Source organism: Nostoc sp. ChiSLP03a (genome assembly GCF_034531215.2).
Taxonomy (GTDB): Bacteria; Cyanobacteriota; Cyanobacteriia; order Cyanobacteriales; family Nostocaceae; genus Nostoc.
Map to the genome: position 1 here is coordinate 1 of NZ_JAVRBQ020000083.1, position 16,295 is coordinate 16,295.

The following is a 16,295-nucleotide window of genomic DNA, read 5'->3' on the forward strand; positions in this document are numbered from 1 at the left end:
TTTATAAAGCTGCATAGAATTCGATCCCCCCTAGCCCCCCTTATAAAGGGAGGAACCAGAAAAACATATCAAAGTCCCCCTTAAAAAGGGGGATTTAGGGGGATCTAGATATGTGTAACTTCACATTAAATTGGTATAACACCTTACCTGTTGTTAATAACGGCGCGATGCGAAAGCTTAAGTAACCTGTACCAGCGCCAATATCCGCCACCACATCATTAGGTTTGAGATTGAGGAGGCTGACTACCTTACTTGGCTGTTCTTCTCGCTCTCGGCTGGGACGTTCTAGCCAGCCAGCGCCAGTGTATCCCATAACTTGGGCAATTTCGCGCCCCATGTAGTATTTGCCGATACCATCTGGACTATGGATAAAACGCTGTTCGTAAACAGTGGTAGATGAAGACGCAGCTTGTACTGTCAGGGTTGGGTTCAGCAGCAAGCAACTCAACATCACAATAAAAGTTACTATAAAGTGGATAAAATTTGACATTTGGTTATGACCGATCGGGATAGCTATAAGCAGCAATTAAAAGAATTTTATGGTAGTAGAACGACTTATGACCATGAAGAAGGTACTCGCCATCCTTTAGAAGCCAAAATTTTACTTGAATTTGTTCCCCTACATTCGGGACAGAAAATCCTTGATGTGGCGACTGGAACGGGTTTAGTTGCGATACCCGCAACCCAAAAAGTTGGTTCAGAGGGCTACGTGATTGGGATTGACATGACCCCTGGAATGTTGCATCAAGCAAGACTTAAAATTGCAGCAGCAAAATTACAAAATATCGAGTTGATTGAGGCGGATGCAGAATATTTAAACTTTAGCGATCGTAGTTTTGATGCTGTCTTTTGCTGTGAGGCAATTGTACTTTTTCCTGATATACTTACTACCTTGCAAAAGTGGTATCGTTTATTAAAAACAGGAGGGTATGTGGCATTTACCTGTCCTCCGGAAACTACTTATATGGCATCTCTTCAGCAGAGGATCTGCACTAAAGTTTTAGGCGAATCATTACCACATATTCTTGAACCACTGGGGACTCCAGAAAAATGTCGGAATTTGCTCAATCAGGCAGGTTTTAGAGATATCGAAATTAAGATCGAACCATCAGGACGTTACCACCCTCTTAGGGATAACAAATTATCTTGGACAGTAATTAATATAAATTTTAAAGGTAATCCGTTATTGTCAAAATTATCACAAGAACAATTAAATCAGTTGCAAGTTGAGTACAAAGCAGAAATTGAGAAACTAGCAACCGCTCAAGGTCTTTGGATAGACACTACAAAGTTCTTTGTTCGCGCTCGAAAATAACTCGATCGGCTTTGCTGCTGAACTGACACATGAGGGCGATCGCACATGATATTCTTGCGATTAATAATAACAATCACAGTTTAATCTCCTAGACCGATGTAGAAGTAAATATTTTCAGATTTACTTGTAGCAGCCCCTTAAAAATTTGTAATCCAACCTTTGGACGCTTATATGCAAAACCTGTCCCTAATATTAGTGCCTGTACTCGCTGCCCAGAAAGCAGCAGGTGACGGTTTAATTAAACCTCTTGGTCATCACGAGCTGCTGTTGGTGCTAGTGCAACTGTCACTATTGCTTCTCGTAGCGCGGGGATTAGGTGAGTTGATGCGCCGGATTAACCTACCGCCTGTTGTTGGAGAATTACTGGCGGGTGTGCTGCTTGGCCCTTCTTTATTTGGTTTGCTTCTTCCAGATTTACAGGCGCATATCTTTCCCAAAAGTCAAGAACAGTCTAATTTACTTTCGGTGATTTCTTGGTTAGGCGTGTTATTTTTGCTGATTGTGACTGGGTTAGAGACGGATCTCAAGCTGATTCTGCGTAAGGGTAAAACGGCTCTGTTGATTTCACTGGGCGGAATTATTGTCCCGTTTATCACCGGATTTGGATTGGGCTGGCTATTGCCAGATAGTTTTTTAGCCGACCCAGAAAAGCGATTGGTATTTAGTCTATTTATCGCCACAGCAATGAGTATTTCAGCAGTACCAGTGATTGCGAAGGTGCTGATGGACTTAAACCTGATTCGCCGTGACATTGGTCAAGTTACCTTAGCTGCTGGCATGACTGACGACACCATCGGCTGGATTTTACTTTCTGTGGTTTCAGGTTTAGCTAGTAGCGGCAAATTTGACTTTGGGACAATTTTCCATTCTGTAAGCGCGGCCATATTATTTTTAGCGATCGCTTTTACAATTGGGCGTACCATTGTAGACCAGATATTACGGTGGGTTGATGATTATGTTGGTGGAATTGCCGCGAGTATGTCGGTTGTGCTGATTCTTGCGCTCTCGGCCGCGGCACTTACCCACGCATTAGGTCTAGAAGCAGCATTAGGTGCTTTCGTGCTGGGGATTCTAGCAGGTCAATCCCGCCGCTTTAGCAATGAAGCTGGGCATATGTTAGAAGTCTTCACAGCAAGCTTTCTAGCGCCAATTTTCTTTGCTTCAGCCGGCTTGAAAGTTAATTTGCTAGCTCTGTTAGTCCCACAGACGTTGCTATTTGGTTTAATTGTTCTCGTTGTTGCCTGTGTGGGCAAATTTACAGGTGCTTACCTTGGTTCTCGTGCGGGCGGCTTGAGTCATTGGGAAGGTTTGGCGATGGGTTCCGGGATGAATGCTCGCGGGGCGATGGAAATTGTCGTTGCCACCATTGGTTTATCTTTGGGAGTGCTGAATCCCCAGATGTACTCGATTATTGTCATGGTAGCGATCGTCACTTCTTTAATGGCTCCACCCCTGCTGCGCTGGTGTTTGTCGAAGGTGGTTATGGGTGAAGAGGAAGCTCGACGTTTGGAACAAGAAGAACAGGATAGTCGCAGCTTTATCAAGCAGATTCACCGTATCTTAATACCTACTAGTGGTGGCCCTAACATCCAACTGGCGGCGCAACTAGTCGGTTACATGGCTCACCAAAACTCGATAGAAGTTACATCTTTATATGCTCTGAGTGATAAGCAACCTCAAAGCAAAGCCCGCCGGATAGAGGCAACCCAGGTTAAAGATACTGCCGCAGACCTTGCTCTGACTGCTGTTACTGAGGAAATGCAGCTACCTGCTGATACCACCCTGCAAACAAAAACGGAGTCGGGGCGTAATAAAGCGGAGGTAATTTTGAATGAAGCAAACAAAAACTATGACTTGATTGTATTAGGAGCTTCGGAACAGATCCGCCCCCAGAAAGCGTTGTTCAATTTGCTTGTCGATCGGGTTGTCCAAGAAGCACCTTGTGCAACGATGGTAGTAAAGTCGCATCTACCCCAACCGAAAGGCGAGATATGCAAAATTCCTCAACAACAGATCAACAAGATTTTGGTGCCAACGGTGGGGACAGAATATAGTAAAAATGCTGTAGAGATGGCAAGTACGATCGCAGCTCAAACCGGGGCATTAGTGATGATCGTTAACGTAATTAATTTGCCACAGGTTGAGTATATTCTTTACGAACAGCGATCGCTAGCTCCAGTCAAAGAAATTGCTCATGATATGCTCGAACAGCAAGCAGAAATTGCCCGCAATCTGGGTGCTGATGTCAAAACCTATATTCTTCAAGGAACCAGCCCAGAAAAGGAAATCCTCAAATTTGCCCAAACTCAGGAAGTTGACCTAATTATTTTAGGGAGTAGTATCCGAATGGTTACGGGTCGCGTTTTCTTCGGTCATAGAGTCGATACAATTCTGAGTAAAGCTCATTGCCCAGTAGCAGTAATTACTGTACCTTAAGAGTGCTGAGTAATGAGTAATGAGTAATGAGAGTTCTCAAAAAAACTCAACCCCCACCACTAAAGAAAAGTGTTGAGTGCTGAGTGCTGTTAGCGTCAACGAGGCGTTTAGCCCGTGTTGAGTACTAAGTATAAACGCAGTTGCTTTAAAGCTTTAAGCAATCAACACTGTCCTAATACTAATTGGAAAAAAGAATATGACAAATAAACCATTTGTAGAGACGCGATTCATCGCGTCTTTACCCAAGAATATGTTGCAATCATTAATTGAATTGGTATAACATATCTGACTACAGCTATACATTAGACTTCTTGGCATTTGTCGGGAAAAGGGGAAGGTGGGGCCCCAAGAAGGGGATAAGGGGAGGGTGGGGTTCCAAGAAGGGGATAAGGGGCGGGGGAAAGGGGGAAAGGTTTGGTATTTTCCCTTTCCCCAATAAAGATGAGTCCCTTTTCCCACTCATTGTGCAAAAAGCACTTTTGCAAGAGGTCTCTTTATTTCATAAACATTGCAAAAAAGAATGTAGAGACGTAGCAGTGCTATGTCTCTACAAGGGTTTTGGATAACGCATATTTAATTTCACCAAATGTCTAATGATTTGATCTTAGCGCGAAGCTCTGGATGTTACCGATCTTTGTAAATTAGCTAGAGCGCGATTGTAATCCAAAATAGCTGCAACTCGATTACCTTCTGCTCTTGTCAGGTCATTTTCAGCATCAATTACCTCTGTTTGAGTGCCCACACCAGCTTGAAACCTCAATCTTGCTAAATTCAGAGCTTCCCTGGCTTGATTTAAAGCCACACTAGAAGTCTGCACATTATTTAAATTGGATTGCAATTGAGCATAGTACTGTTCTACATCAAAGCGAATTAGGTCGCGCTGGTTAGCAAATTGAGTCTCTGCGATCGCAATATTAGCTCTCGACTGAGCCGCCCTTGCTCTTGCTGCTCCCCCATCAAACACCGTTAGATTTCCTTGAAGTCCCACTGAATAGCCATCAGTAAGGCTGACACCATCATCATACCGATCTAGCAGATTGTAATTTCCTGCCAAACTTACTTGCGGTCCTAGTTGTGAAAGTGCCTGTCGTCGCTGTTGCTCGCTAATGTTACGTTGTGCTAATTGCTGTTGCAACTCTGGACGATTTTGAAATGCTTGGACAATACTTTGTTCTACCGTCTGCTGCCAAAGACCCGCTAATTGTACGGGATCTGAGGCACTGATCTCAGCTGACTGCGATAAACTTAACAACGTGGCAAGCTGACGACGGGCAATTTGCTGCTGTGAGATCGCATTAGTAAGTAGTTGTTGGGCATTTGCTAAATTTACCTGAGCTTGCAACACATCGAACCGCGTCCCCACTCCAGCCTGTTCTCTAGCTTGAGTATCCCGCAAACTAGCCTGGGCATTGATCACAGCAGACTGATTAATTCTTACTTGTTGATCTGCTTGTTGCAAATCGTAGTATTGAGTAGTCGCATTTAAGCTAATTGTCAAAGACTGACTTTCAACATTTAATTCATCTACCCGTAGCTGTTCCTCTGCGGCTCGGATAGTCGCTAGCGTGTTGCCAGAAGTATAGAGATTATAATTCAGTTGGGCTGAACCATTGAAAGAGGTGCTGGCTTGAGATGAATTGTTACTAAAACCATTACCACTATTAGTCACACTACTGTTTATTCCCAGAGTCGGAAATAAGGCAGCTTGAGATTCCCGTAGTGCCGAACGACTGCGTTCTAGCTGTAATATAGCTACTTGTAAGTCTCGATTGTTGCGTTTTGCGAGTTCCAAAGCTTGTGCCAAACTGATTGGCACAGTTCCCTGAATCCTTACTTCCTCTGGTTTAGTTGGAAATTGCAGAGGGTTGGGATTGGGGTTGAGGCGATCGGGAACTTGTACAGAGCTTGAAGAATTCTGTGCTTTTAGTGGAGTTGCTGCACTTACTACATTTGGAAGAAGAATCGCCAACGCGACAGGAACCCAGGCAGAATGCACGAAGAATAAGCTGAAATTCATAATCTAGATATAGTCATTAATTAGGTTTTTTGAGGATATAATTAAAAGTTTTCATCCTGATTGACCTAAGATGTTTAAATCTTAAATTCCTCCTTAGAAGGTTAATCTTAACAAATTAGCCGACAATCAAACCATCTTGAACTCGAATAATCCTTCTGGTTTGAGCAGCGATATCAGGTTCATGAGTGACAATCACAATTGTGATCCCTTGGTCATTAAGTTCAGTCAGTAAATTCATCACCTCATGGGAAGTTTCAGTATCTAAAGCTCCTGTTGGCTCATCTGCCAAAACTAATGCAGGTCGGTTGACCAAAGCACGAGCGATCGCTACTCGTTGCTGTTGTCCGCCAGAGAGTTGACTAGGACGGTTAGCGATGCGTCCCCCTAGTCCTACTTTTTCTAAGGCTTCTAATGCCCTTTCTCGGCGTTTTGGCTTGGGTAAATTGGCATAAACCATTGGCAACATGACGTTTTCCAATGCTGTTGCCCGCGCCAATAGGTTAAATTGTTGGAACACAAAACCTATCCTTTGGTTGCGGATATAGGCTAATTCATCATCATCAAAAGTCGTAAGGTTTCTGCCTTCAAAAATATAATCTCCAGTTGTCGGACGATCCAGACATCCCAAAATATTCATCAGCGTGGATTTACCCGAACCTGATGCACCCATAATTGAGACGTATTCCCCTTCTTCAATAGAGAGTTGAATTCCCTTGAGTATGGGAACACTGACTTCTCCCAAGTGGTAAGTTTTAGTAATAGATTCCATCCAAATCATCGTTGGCATAAATTGAGTGCTGAGTAGTGAGTAGTGAGTGATGAGAGTTTATTTAGTGGTAGAGACTGAGTTTTTTTGATGTTTTTGTTTACTAACTGAGATGCGAAGACCGCCAATAATTTTGCCCACTTCTTCTGCTTGGTTTAAAAGTTGGTTGAATTTGACTTGATCGAGGTAGCCAACATCTAGAGCTACATAAAGTTGAGAACGCAGTTCTGCACAAGATGACTTGGCTATGGAAAGAAACTGATGAAATTCTCCTAAATAACTTCTTTCAAAACCCTCAGCAATGTTAGACATGATAGATACTGCTGCCCTTTGTATTTGTCCCGATAGTCCAAAGTCTCTAGCAAATGCACCCTGCTGAGTAACCTGATAAATATCTTTAGTAAGAATTCTTGCTTTTTGCCAAGCAATCAAATCTTCAAAACGCTCAACTTTACTCATTCTACTGACTACTCAAATTTAAAAATTGACACTAAATAACTCAGCACTCAGCACTCAGCACTCATAATCTTAGTCGCTTCTCAAAGCATTGATTGGATCTAATTTAGATGCATTCCGTGCTGGAATCACCCCAGCGATTAAACCAACAGTTAATGAGAGTACAAAGCCAGCAACGATTGACAAAAAAGAAATTACAAACGGGAATTTGAAAACGTTTGCAGCCACAAAGGCTAATAAAACGCCAGTCACCATCCCAATACCTCCGCCGACAATGGAAATCACGATCGCTTCCGCTAAAAATTGATTAAGTATGGCAGAATTGGTTGCTCCTACGGCTTTGCGAATCCCGATTTCCCGCGTCCGCTCGACCACAGAAACTAGCATAATGTTAGCAATACCAATGCCACCAACAACCAGAGAAATTCCCGCGATCGCTACCACCATGACTGTAAATAAACCCACAATACTAGTAAAGGTACTAACAATATCAGCTTGATTAGTCAGCCGAAAATCATCAGCTTGTGGCGGATAAATGTTATGACGCAGCCGTAAGAGATTGGTGACTTGAAACTGAGCGGCTTCTAACTGCTCTTGATTCGCGCCTTTGACTAGAATTCCACTTACAGAAACGCCTACCAGGGCATTGTTCCCAACTAGTCTCTTCGACATACTAGTTAGAGGAATAAAAATCTGGTCATCTCGATCCATTGGCCCCTGAGCGCCTTTAGGTTCCATCACCCCAATTACTTCATAAGCCTCTCCCTGAATCCGAATTCTCTCACCGATCGGATTTACGCCTTGTGCAAAGAGTGTTTTTAGAACTGTGGGGCCAAGAATGGCAAGCTGTGCGGCAGTATCTAGTTCTTCTTGGGTAAAATATCTTCCTTGTTGGGGGTGAGTATTTCTGATTTCTGGGTAATTCAAATCAGTGCCATAAATGGTTGTTGAGGTGTTCTGTCCTGCATAGACAACTTGGGCAGTCCTTTGGAGATAAGCAGAAACCAGCTGTGCTGATGGCGCTTGTGTAGCGATCGCTTTCGCATCTTCCCAGGTCAAGGTACTGCTAGAACCTACTCCTTGACGGACATTTCCGCTTCTTGCCGCACCCGCCAAAATTTGGATCACATCTGTACCCAATGCTTGGATCTGTTGCTCAACTCCTTTTTGTACTCCCTGACCGACAGAAGTAATGGCAATAACTGAAGAAATCCCAATAATCACGCCCAACATAGTTAGACCTGTGCGTAATTTGTTACTCCACAGAGTCTCTGCTGCCATTGTCAATATTTCCAGCAATGGTACTGTGCGGGTATTCTTCGCTTTATAAAAGCCCTTAAATATCTTAAACATAATGTTTTATTTAAAGAAGAATGCAGAATTGAGAATCCAGAATTCAGAATCAATTAGTGGAGGAATTAAACTCATATATTTACCCGCCAGTCAAACTTGAATTCATACTGAATTCTGAGCAAAGGCGTAGCGTCTTTGGCTTTGCTCCTTACTCCTGAATTCTTTATTGTCAAAACTAACTTTAAGGAGAACCACTGCCTTGAGAACGACCACCACCGGCAGAACCACCGCCTTGAGAACGACCTCCTGAGCCACCTGCTCCTCTTCCGCCTCCGCCGGCTCCTCCGCCTCCACCTAAACCAGGGAAAACTCCTCCTCTTGGTGTTGATTGCGGACGCGATCCTGGCGGGAAACTGAGTAACACCCTTTCGTCTCCTGTCAATCCAGACTTAACTTCGGTAAAGTTATTCGCGGTGACGCCAGTCTCAATGCGAGTGAACACAGGTCTGTTATTTTTTCCTTGCACAAATACGCCTGTAGCATTTTCTTGGCGAACCACTGAAGCTGTTGGCACTACTAAAACATTTTGAACTTGACCGACTTGAAAATCTACTTCCGCATTCATCCCAGACCGCAGTAGTCTTTGAGGGTCTGAAAGTGATGCTCTCACTTCAAAACTGGTGACGTTTTGCTCTACTATTGCTTGGGCAGCAATTTGGCTGACTTTACCTTCAAAGGTTTTTCCTGGGTAGGCATCTGCTTTAATCGAGACTTTTTGACCAAGGCTGATTTTAGAAATATTTGTTTCCGCTAAATTGGCGACAACTTCATTTGTGGAAGCTAGAGCCAAGATTGAAGAAGAAGAAGAAGAAGCTACTTCACTACTAGCAGTTGTCGGTGTCACGAAAGCGCCGGGATCGGCATATTTCTTTGTCACCACACCATCAAAAGGGGCGCGAATAATCGTGTCATTGATTTCGGCTTGGATGTTTTGCAGCGAACCACGAGCCGATGTTACTTGGGCACGAGCGGCATTAATATCTTCTTGGCGCGTTCCGGCTTTCAGAAGTGCCAAAGCTTGCTGTCTCTGCTTCACCACAGCTCGTGCTTGCTCAACGTCTTCTGGACGCGATCCGGCTTTTTGCAAAGCCAGTGCTTGCTGTGCTTCATTTACATTCGCTTGGGCACTGTCGCGATTGGAGCGGTTTTGGTTGAGAGTCTGAAGGGAAATACCACCTGCATTGTAAAGTTGCTGATTGCGAGCAAAATCATCTTCTGCTTGGCGAAGGGCGGCTTGAGCGCTTTGCAAGCGTGCCTGTGCTTGGGCAATATCTTGAGAGCGATTACCTGCGATCGCTTTTTGCAGATTCGCTTGGGCTTCGTCTAATGCTCCCTGTGATTGGGCAATATCTTGAGGACGATTACCTGCGATCGCTTTTTGCAAATTCGCCTCGGCTTGTGCCAATTGTCCTTGAGCGGAGGTAAGTTGTCCCCGGAGGTTGGAATCATCCATGTAAGCGACAATCTGTCCTTGTTTGACAATATCTCCTTCTTTCGCCAACAGGCTTTTCAAGATGCCGGAATTTTTTGGGCTGAGGTTGATTGATCGCTCAGGTTTCACCGTTCCGTTCGCTGAAACTGTAATTGTTAAACTCTGCCTTTCTACAGGTCTTGTCAGCACTCTGCGTCTGGCTTCTTGACGAGGAGCAACCGTTACTTGGTAATAAACGGCATAGCCAATTCCACCCAAAAGGCAAAGAGCTATTAGCCAAGAGAGCCAATTACGTCTGCTCTTTTTTTTCTTTACCTCTGGAACTAAAACTGGGGAATCTACGGTATTTGGTGTATCAACTTTCATATCCATTTTGTCTATAAGGAACGGCTACCGAGCTATTTATTCACGGCTAAAACTATAGCCTGGTAGCCTAATACTGACAATGATTTTGAGTTTTTAGTGTTTTAAAGGTTTATTTGCAGTACCAATCCGCTAGGAAGTCTGAAGTAATCATCATGCACTCTCACCAATCTCCCAGCAGGAACAATTTCCTGATTGGGAAGAAGAATATCCCCGTTAGGAAGTCTGAAATAACCTCGATCGCGCAGTCTGACTACGGATCTAGCAGGAATAATTTGCCCATTGGGATATCTGATATCACCATTACCAAGTCTGACTACTCTGCGATTAAATTGATTGTCACGATTCCAATTATCCCGATCTCTAGGGTTTCTGACTTCTACAGGATAGGATCTGCGATCGCGGTTCCAATTCTCCCTGTCTCTAGAGTTTCTGACTTCTCTAGAATTGGATCTGCCGTCGCGGTTCCAATCTTGATCGCGATCGCCATTAACGTAGACTTTCGTCTGGGCACTTGCAGGTGCAGTCAAGAGAGTGGGAACAACGATCAAAGCAGCAGCAGCTAATACAATTGATATCCGGTTTGGTTTTAACATGGAATCAACTCCTTATTTACATTAAAGTTCTATTCTGCTGAGGTATGGATTAAGCAATCTTAGACAATTGCTTTTTTTGATATCAAAGTGTTTAATATTTACCTCATCGTATAAATTCATACATAATAATTATCATTCAAAACATTCAAATTGATGTATGACCAAAGTCACTAGTAATTCCAGACTGATGTATGACCAAAGTCATCAATTGTTTAATGGGTATGGGGCATTGGGCGTTAGGAGTGCTGAGTGCTGAGTGCTGAGTTAGGAGTTAGGAGTTAGGAGTTAGGAGTTAAAAGTTAAGAGTTAGGAGTTTTGTTTATCTCCTTGTCCCCTAACTCCCTCACTCGCTCACTCCCTCACTCCCTCATCTCCCTGCTCCCCCTGCTCCCCCTGCTTCCTGCTCCTGCCTCCTGCCTTTCTTTGTAAGATTTTGCTACCGTCAACAGCGCAGATCGTTTAAGCTAGCTGAAAGATTCTTTGATTAGTGGCTTAAAGGCGGTAGTGTGCCTAAACATGTTCGTTTGATTTCTCTTTTAATGGTCTGTAGTTTATGGAGTATGCCAAAAGCCGCTAACGCGCAGGCATTAATACCCCATACACTGCAACTAGATGCGACAAAGTTAGAAAAACAGGGGTTGAGCTTGGCCCAAGAGGCGGCTCAACTAGCTCAGTTTCAACAGGTTGATTTAGCTTTGCCACGAGCGCGGCTGGCTAGTCAACTCGCTCCTGGGAATGATAAAGTGTGGTTGCTGTTAGGTGGATTGCAGTTGCAATCCAAAGAGTTTGATGGGGCGATCGCTAGTCTGAAAAAAGCGCAATCTCTTAACCCCAAAAATGGTGATATTTTGTTTGCTTTGGGTTCAGCAAATTTTCAGCAGAAAAATTACCAGGCTGCTGTTGTCAATTATCAAGATGGTTTGAAGTTAAAACCCAACGATCCAGAGGGATTATTTGATTTGGGTAATGCTTACTATTTGCTGGGCAAATTGCCAGATGCGATCGCCCAGTACGATAAAGCCGTCTCCCAAGATAAAAAATTCTGGCCCGCGCTCAACAATATTGGTTTAATCAACTACGAGCAGGGTAATGTCGCCGAAGCAATTAAGCGATGGCAATCTGCTGTAACCCTTGAAAAACAAGCGGCAGAACCTTTATTGGCCTTGGCAGTGGCACTATATACTAAAGGTGATCGCCAACAAGGACTAACCTTGGGAGAAACTGCACTCCGTATCGATTCGCGCTATGCTAATTTGAATTTCCTCAAAGAAAATCTTTGGGGCGATCGTCTACTGTCTGATACGAAAAAATTCCTAGAATTACCACGTATTCAAGCAGCCATACAGCAACGAGAAAACTCATCATCAGCGCCTACGCCTAGAAAACAGCCGACTCAATAGGAGTTAGAAGTTAGGAGTTAGGAGTTAAAAGTTAAATATTTCAACTGCTCACTCATAACTCTTAACTCTTAATTCTCCTATTACCACTTGCCTAACAGTACCTTTTCGTAGTACATCTATACTAAATAAATACAGGAATTAGTTGCCCAAAAACATTGGCAAGCAAGTATTCCTGAAAATAAGTCGTTAATTCTCAGTGTTAGTCTGTGGGTAGAAGTGCGATGATTTGGTCAACGAACTGTTGATGGTCAACAACTGGTTTAGAAATGTAGCCATCAGCACCACTTTGCTTAAGAAAGTTCTCGCGATCGCCTTCCATAGCATGTGCTGTCACCAAAATCACAGGTAAGTTTGCTGTTTTTGGATCGGATTTTAACATTTGTGTAATCTTAATTCCATCAACAGACTTGCCTTGGTAAACACTTCTGGAGAGAGAAACATCCATCAAAATCAGGTCGGCTTCTCCTGATTGGGCAATTTTGATGACTTCTTCGACATTTTCAGTGTGTTTTACACCCAAGCCACCACGCTTGGACAAAATTTTGGAAAAAACACGAGCATTAATTAGATCGTCTTCGACAATTAAAACAGTTTTCATGAGAATTTTAGTTATAGAGGTGAGGAGATTCAAGAATTCCAGAATACAAAATTAAAGATTTGCAATCATGATCAAAAGAAGTCAGAAGACAGAATTCACAATTCAGAATACCCCAACACTCAAGTCAGGGGTAAGAGTCATGGAAAGAATTTTTTCTTCTCCCAAGGGGAGACGCTAAGAGCGAACACGCGCGTTAAAATCGCTTGCTCTAAACCTCAATTTTCTATCCAGTCCCACAGAATCCATTTTGAATTCTGTCTCCCGAATTATAAATTTTTCTTCGGTAAGTATCATGGCTACTAAGTTTATGTAGATTATACTCGTGTGCATCCTTTTTAATAGTCAATGTGCATCTTCGTCATCAAGGATGATACTACTGCTTTTTCTTCTGTGACTATCAAAATTTTGTTATGAATCTCATTTCATCCGTTATGCTGTGGTTGCCGCAGTGTTGAGTTCCATCGGCTTTTGTGTAGTTAAATTTCAGGGAAAAAACTCATGGCAAAACAGTTAAACCTTCTCTCAACGGGACAGGTAATTCCAACAGCCCTGCATACCGAGATGCAACGGTCTTATCTAGAATATGCCATGAGCGTGATTGTCGGGCGAGCGCTACCAGACGTGCGTGATGGCTTAAAACCAGTGCATCGGCGCATTTTGTATGCAATGCACGAACTCGGTTTGGTACCAGATAGACCCTATCGAAAATGTGCCCGTGTAGTGGGTGATGTGTTGGGTAAATACCATCCTCACGGCGACCAATCAGTTTACGATGCCTTAGTCAGGCTAGTGCAGGATTTTTCTAGCCGCTATCCCTTGCTAGCAGGACATGGTAACTTTGGCAGCGTCGATAATGACCCGCCAGCGGCGATGCGCTACACAGAAACGCGCCTTGCACCCATCAGCCATGAGGGAATGCTGACAGAAATTGGTGAAGAAACTGTGGAATTTGTCGGTAACTTCGATAATTCCCAGCAAGAACCAACGGTGTTACCTGCTCAGTTGCCGTTTCTGTTACTCAATGGCTGTTCTGGTATTGCCGTGGGAATGGCGACAAATGTACCACCTCACAATTTGGGCGAAGTTGTCGATGGGTTAATTGCTTTAATCGACAACCCAGATTTGCCAGATGAAAAATTATTTGAGCTAATTCCAGGGCCAGATTTTCCCACTGGTGGGGAAATAGTTGGTGAAGCGGGAATTCGGGAAGCATACAGCACAGGTAAAGGTGGAATTCTGCTGCGGGGAGTTGCAACTCTGGAGGAAATTCCCGCCGCGAGGGGAAGCAAGCGCCGGACGGCAATTATTATTACAGAATTGCCTTATCAAGTGAATAAAGCTGCCTGGATTGAGAAGGTAGCGGATTTAGTAAATCAAGGACGCTTGCAAGGAATTTCCGATCTTCGGGATGAGAGCGATCGCGAAGGGATGCGGGTGGTAATTGAACTCAAACGCGATACCAATCCCCAAGAAGTTCTCCAGCATTTATATCAGCAAACTGCTTTACAAATGACTTTTGGGGCGATTCTGCTGGCAATAGTCGATGGACAACCCCGCCAGTTAAGTTTGCGTCAACTGTTGCAGGAATTTTTGAGATTCCGAGAAGAGACGCTAAACCGTCGCTACAATTACGAGTTGGATAAAGCCCAAAGTCGCGTGCATTTGGTAGAAGGTTTGCTGAAAGCGCTGTCTAATTTGGATGAGGTAATTAGAATTTTGCGCCAAGCTCCCGATGGAAGTACGGCAAAAATTAATCTTTGTAGCCAACTGGATTTGAGTGAGGCACAAGGAGATGCAATTTTGGCTATGCCGTTGCGCCGCCTCACCAGTTTAGAACAGGAAAATTTGCAGCAGGAATTTGAGCAGTTAAGCCAACAAATTAGATTGTTGGAGCTATTATTGAGCGATCGCCGCGAATTATTGAAGGCGCTGAAAAAAGATTTGCGATCGCTTAAGCGCAAGTACAGCGATCCCCGGCGAACGAAAATTGCAGAGGAGCAAAAGTATAAGGCAGAGGAGCAGAAGGGCACAGGAGCAGAGGGGCACAGGAGCAGAGGGTCAGAGGAGGAAGAACTTAAATCTTCGGAACCAGTAGAGGAAGCAATTTTAGAATTTACCCAACGGGGTTATGTCCGCCGCACCCAACCATCTGGGAGAAAGTCAAAAGCTGAAAATGGTCTACACGATAATGACTTTATTATCCAAACTGTGTTGACTGACACAGGGAAAGACTTGCTAGTACTAACTGGTGGTGGCAAAGTCTATCCGGTGAATGTGGGAGAAATTCCCCCAACTACTGGGCGTTCTCCACGGGGAAAACCTTTAATTACTATGCTCAGTAATACTGCTCAAGGCGCTCAAGAAGCTGTGGTCAGCCGCTTTTTGCTCCCAGAAAACCTCGAAAATAGGCAGATGATTCTCTTAACAAAACAGGGAAGAATTAAGCGTCTATCTCTGGGAGAATTCACTAACCTGACTCGGCGCGGAATTACAATTTTGAAGCTCAAAGATGATGATGAATTGTCATTTACCCAATTCGCCGCTCCCGGAGAGCATCTGATTTTAGCTAGTTCCGGTGGGCGAATCTTGCGCTTTGCAGTTAATGATGAACAATTGCCGGTCATGGGACGCACAGCGATGGGTTTACAAGCATTTCGACTATTGAGAAATCAGCAAATGGTTGGCTGTGTCACTGTCGGTAAAGATGACCAACTGCTGTTAGTTACTCAAGAAGGATATGCCAAGCGGATGGCTGCGAGTCAGTTAAGAGCGGCTAATCGCGGTGATTTAGGCACGCAAGCCCTGAAATTTGCTAGCAAAACTGACAACTTAGCTGGTATGGTCATAGCGATGCCAACTCTTGGAGACGCTACGCGTAGCTTGCTTCCACGAAGTGGTACGGCGGGCTACGCCAACGCATCTGGCGAGATAGCTTTAGTAACGAATAAGGAGCGGGTAGTACGCATACCTGTGGAAACAGTGCCGCTTTTAGGTAGGGATGTCAAAGGTGAAAGCATCCTCCAACTCAACCGCGATGAAAAAATCATCACCGTGGCGGAAGTGCGATCGTAAATTAGAGTGATGTTCAATTTGCGACAAGCCAACTTGCAGGATTTAGAGGCGCTAATCCAACTGCGTCTCGAACTCCTGCGAGAGGTTGGCGATATTAAAGGTGACTCTGATATTATGTCCGCCAAATTACCCATAATAAAATAACCCCACCCCCAACCCCTCCCGAAGAGCGGGGAGGGGAGACAAAGCACAGCTTTGGCGGGGTGGGGTTCTTCGGGTTTAATAAGCAATCAAGCGGACATGATATGACACCACAAATCTAGCAGAAGCAACTCGAAAATATCTTGGCGAAAAAATACCGACGGGTGAGTTTTTAGCTTGGGTAGCTGAAGTTGATAGTCAAATTGTTGCTACTAACCCAAGTTGCTAGTTATGCTTGCAGGTGTTCAGGTGGCATTGCATAAGCAATAAAATCCCCTCCAGAGGAAAAATTAGGAGGGGTAATGTTAAACGAAATAATTACAATTTATGCTATCACTGATGACCTATTG

The 16,295-nt window shown here is 44.0% G+C and carries 12 protein-coding genes and 1 pseudogene; 5 read left to right on the forward strand and 8 right to left on the reverse strand.

What is annotated here, in order from left to right:
- Positions 1-136 precede the first annotated feature (136 nt).
- Positions 137-451: pseudogene (locus RMY32_RS13860) on the reverse strand (SAM-dependent methyltransferase); the annotation flags it as partial.
- Positions 452-496: 45 nt separating this feature from the next.
- Between RMY32_RS13860 and RMY32_RS13865 the strand changes: the two are divergent.
- Both RMY32_RS13865 and RMY32_RS13870 read left to right on the forward strand, forming a co-directional pair.
- Positions 497-1,315, forward strand: coding sequence for a class I SAM-dependent methyltransferase (locus RMY32_RS13865; RefSeq protein ID WP_322711910.1), 819 nt, complete (start codon positions 497-499; stop codon positions 1,313-1,315).
- 171 nt (positions 1,316-1,486) lie between these two features.
- Positions 1,487-3,751 (forward strand): cation:proton antiporter, encoded by a 2,265-nt coding sequence (locus tag RMY32_RS13870; protein ID WP_322711911.1) that lies wholly within the window; start codon positions 1,487-1,489, stop codon positions 3,749-3,751.
- A 604-nt stretch (positions 3,752-4,355) separates the two neighbouring features.
- On the opposite strand, the gene RMY32_RS13875 is transcribed toward RMY32_RS13870, so the two are convergent.
- The 6 genes from RMY32_RS13875 to RMY32_RS13900 form a co-directional block, all read right to left on the reverse strand.
- On the reverse strand, positions 4,356-5,768 hold the full coding sequence (locus RMY32_RS13875; protein WP_322711912.1) for a TolC family protein: 1,413 nt from the start codon (positions 5,766-5,768) through the stop codon (positions 4,356-4,358).
- A 115-nt stretch (positions 5,769-5,883) separates the two neighbouring features.
- Positions 5,884-6,555 carry an ABC transporter ATP-binding protein gene (locus tag RMY32_RS13880; RefSeq protein ID WP_322711913.1) on the reverse strand — a complete coding sequence of 224 codons (672 nt, stop codon included), beginning with the start codon at positions 6,553-6,555 and terminating at the stop codon, positions 5,884-5,886.
- 39 nt (positions 6,556-6,594) lie between these two features.
- Positions 6,595-6,993 carry a four helix bundle protein gene (locus RMY32_RS13885; protein ID WP_322711914.1) on the reverse strand — a complete coding sequence of 133 codons (399 nt, stop codon included), beginning with the start codon at positions 6,991-6,993 and terminating at the stop codon, positions 6,595-6,597.
- 69 nt (positions 6,994-7,062) lie between these two features.
- Positions 7,063-8,343, reverse strand: coding sequence for an ABC transporter permease (locus RMY32_RS13890; protein ID WP_409882956.1), 1,281 nt, complete (start codon positions 8,341-8,343; stop codon positions 7,063-7,065).
- 181 nt (positions 8,344-8,524) lie between these two features.
- Positions 8,525-10,141, reverse strand: coding sequence for an efflux RND transporter periplasmic adaptor subunit (locus RMY32_RS13895; protein ID WP_322711920.1), 1,617 nt, complete (start codon positions 10,139-10,141; stop codon positions 8,525-8,527).
- A gap of 101 nt (positions 10,142-10,242) precedes the next feature.
- A complete protein-coding gene (locus RMY32_RS13900; RefSeq protein ID WP_322711915.1) occupies positions 10,243-10,734 on the reverse strand; it encodes a hypothetical protein in 492 nt (163 codons plus the stop codon).
- Between the two features lie 506 nt (positions 10,735-11,240).
- Between RMY32_RS13900 and RMY32_RS13905 the strand changes: the two genes are divergently transcribed.
- On the forward strand, positions 11,241-12,134 hold the full coding sequence (locus RMY32_RS13905) for a tetratricopeptide repeat protein (protein ID WP_322711916.1): 894 nt from the start codon (positions 11,241-11,243) through the stop codon (positions 12,132-12,134).
- A 199-nt stretch (positions 12,135-12,333) separates the two neighbouring features.
- On the opposite strand, the gene RMY32_RS13910 is transcribed toward RMY32_RS13905, so the two are convergent.
- Positions 12,334-12,732, reverse strand: a complete 399-nt coding sequence (locus RMY32_RS13910) for a response regulator (RefSeq protein ID WP_069073372.1) — start codon at positions 12,730-12,732, stop codon at positions 12,334-12,336.
- 498 nt (positions 12,733-13,230) lie between these two features.
- On the opposite strand from RMY32_RS13910, the gene gyrA reads away from it, so the two are divergent.
- Together gyrA and RMY32_RS13920 are read left to right on the forward strand one after the other, a co-directional pair.
- On the forward strand, positions 13,231-15,804 hold the full coding sequence (gene gyrA, locus RMY32_RS13915; RefSeq protein ID WP_322711917.1) for a DNA topoisomerase (ATP-hydrolyzing) subunit A: 2,574 nt from the start codon (positions 13,231-13,233) through the stop codon (positions 15,802-15,804).
- 9 nt (positions 15,805-15,813) lie between these two features.
- A complete protein-coding gene (locus tag RMY32_RS13920; RefSeq protein ID WP_322711918.1) occupies positions 15,814-15,948 on the forward strand; it encodes a hypothetical protein in 135 nt (44 codons plus the stop codon).
- The last annotated feature ends 347 nt before the right edge of the window (positions 15,949-16,295 follow it).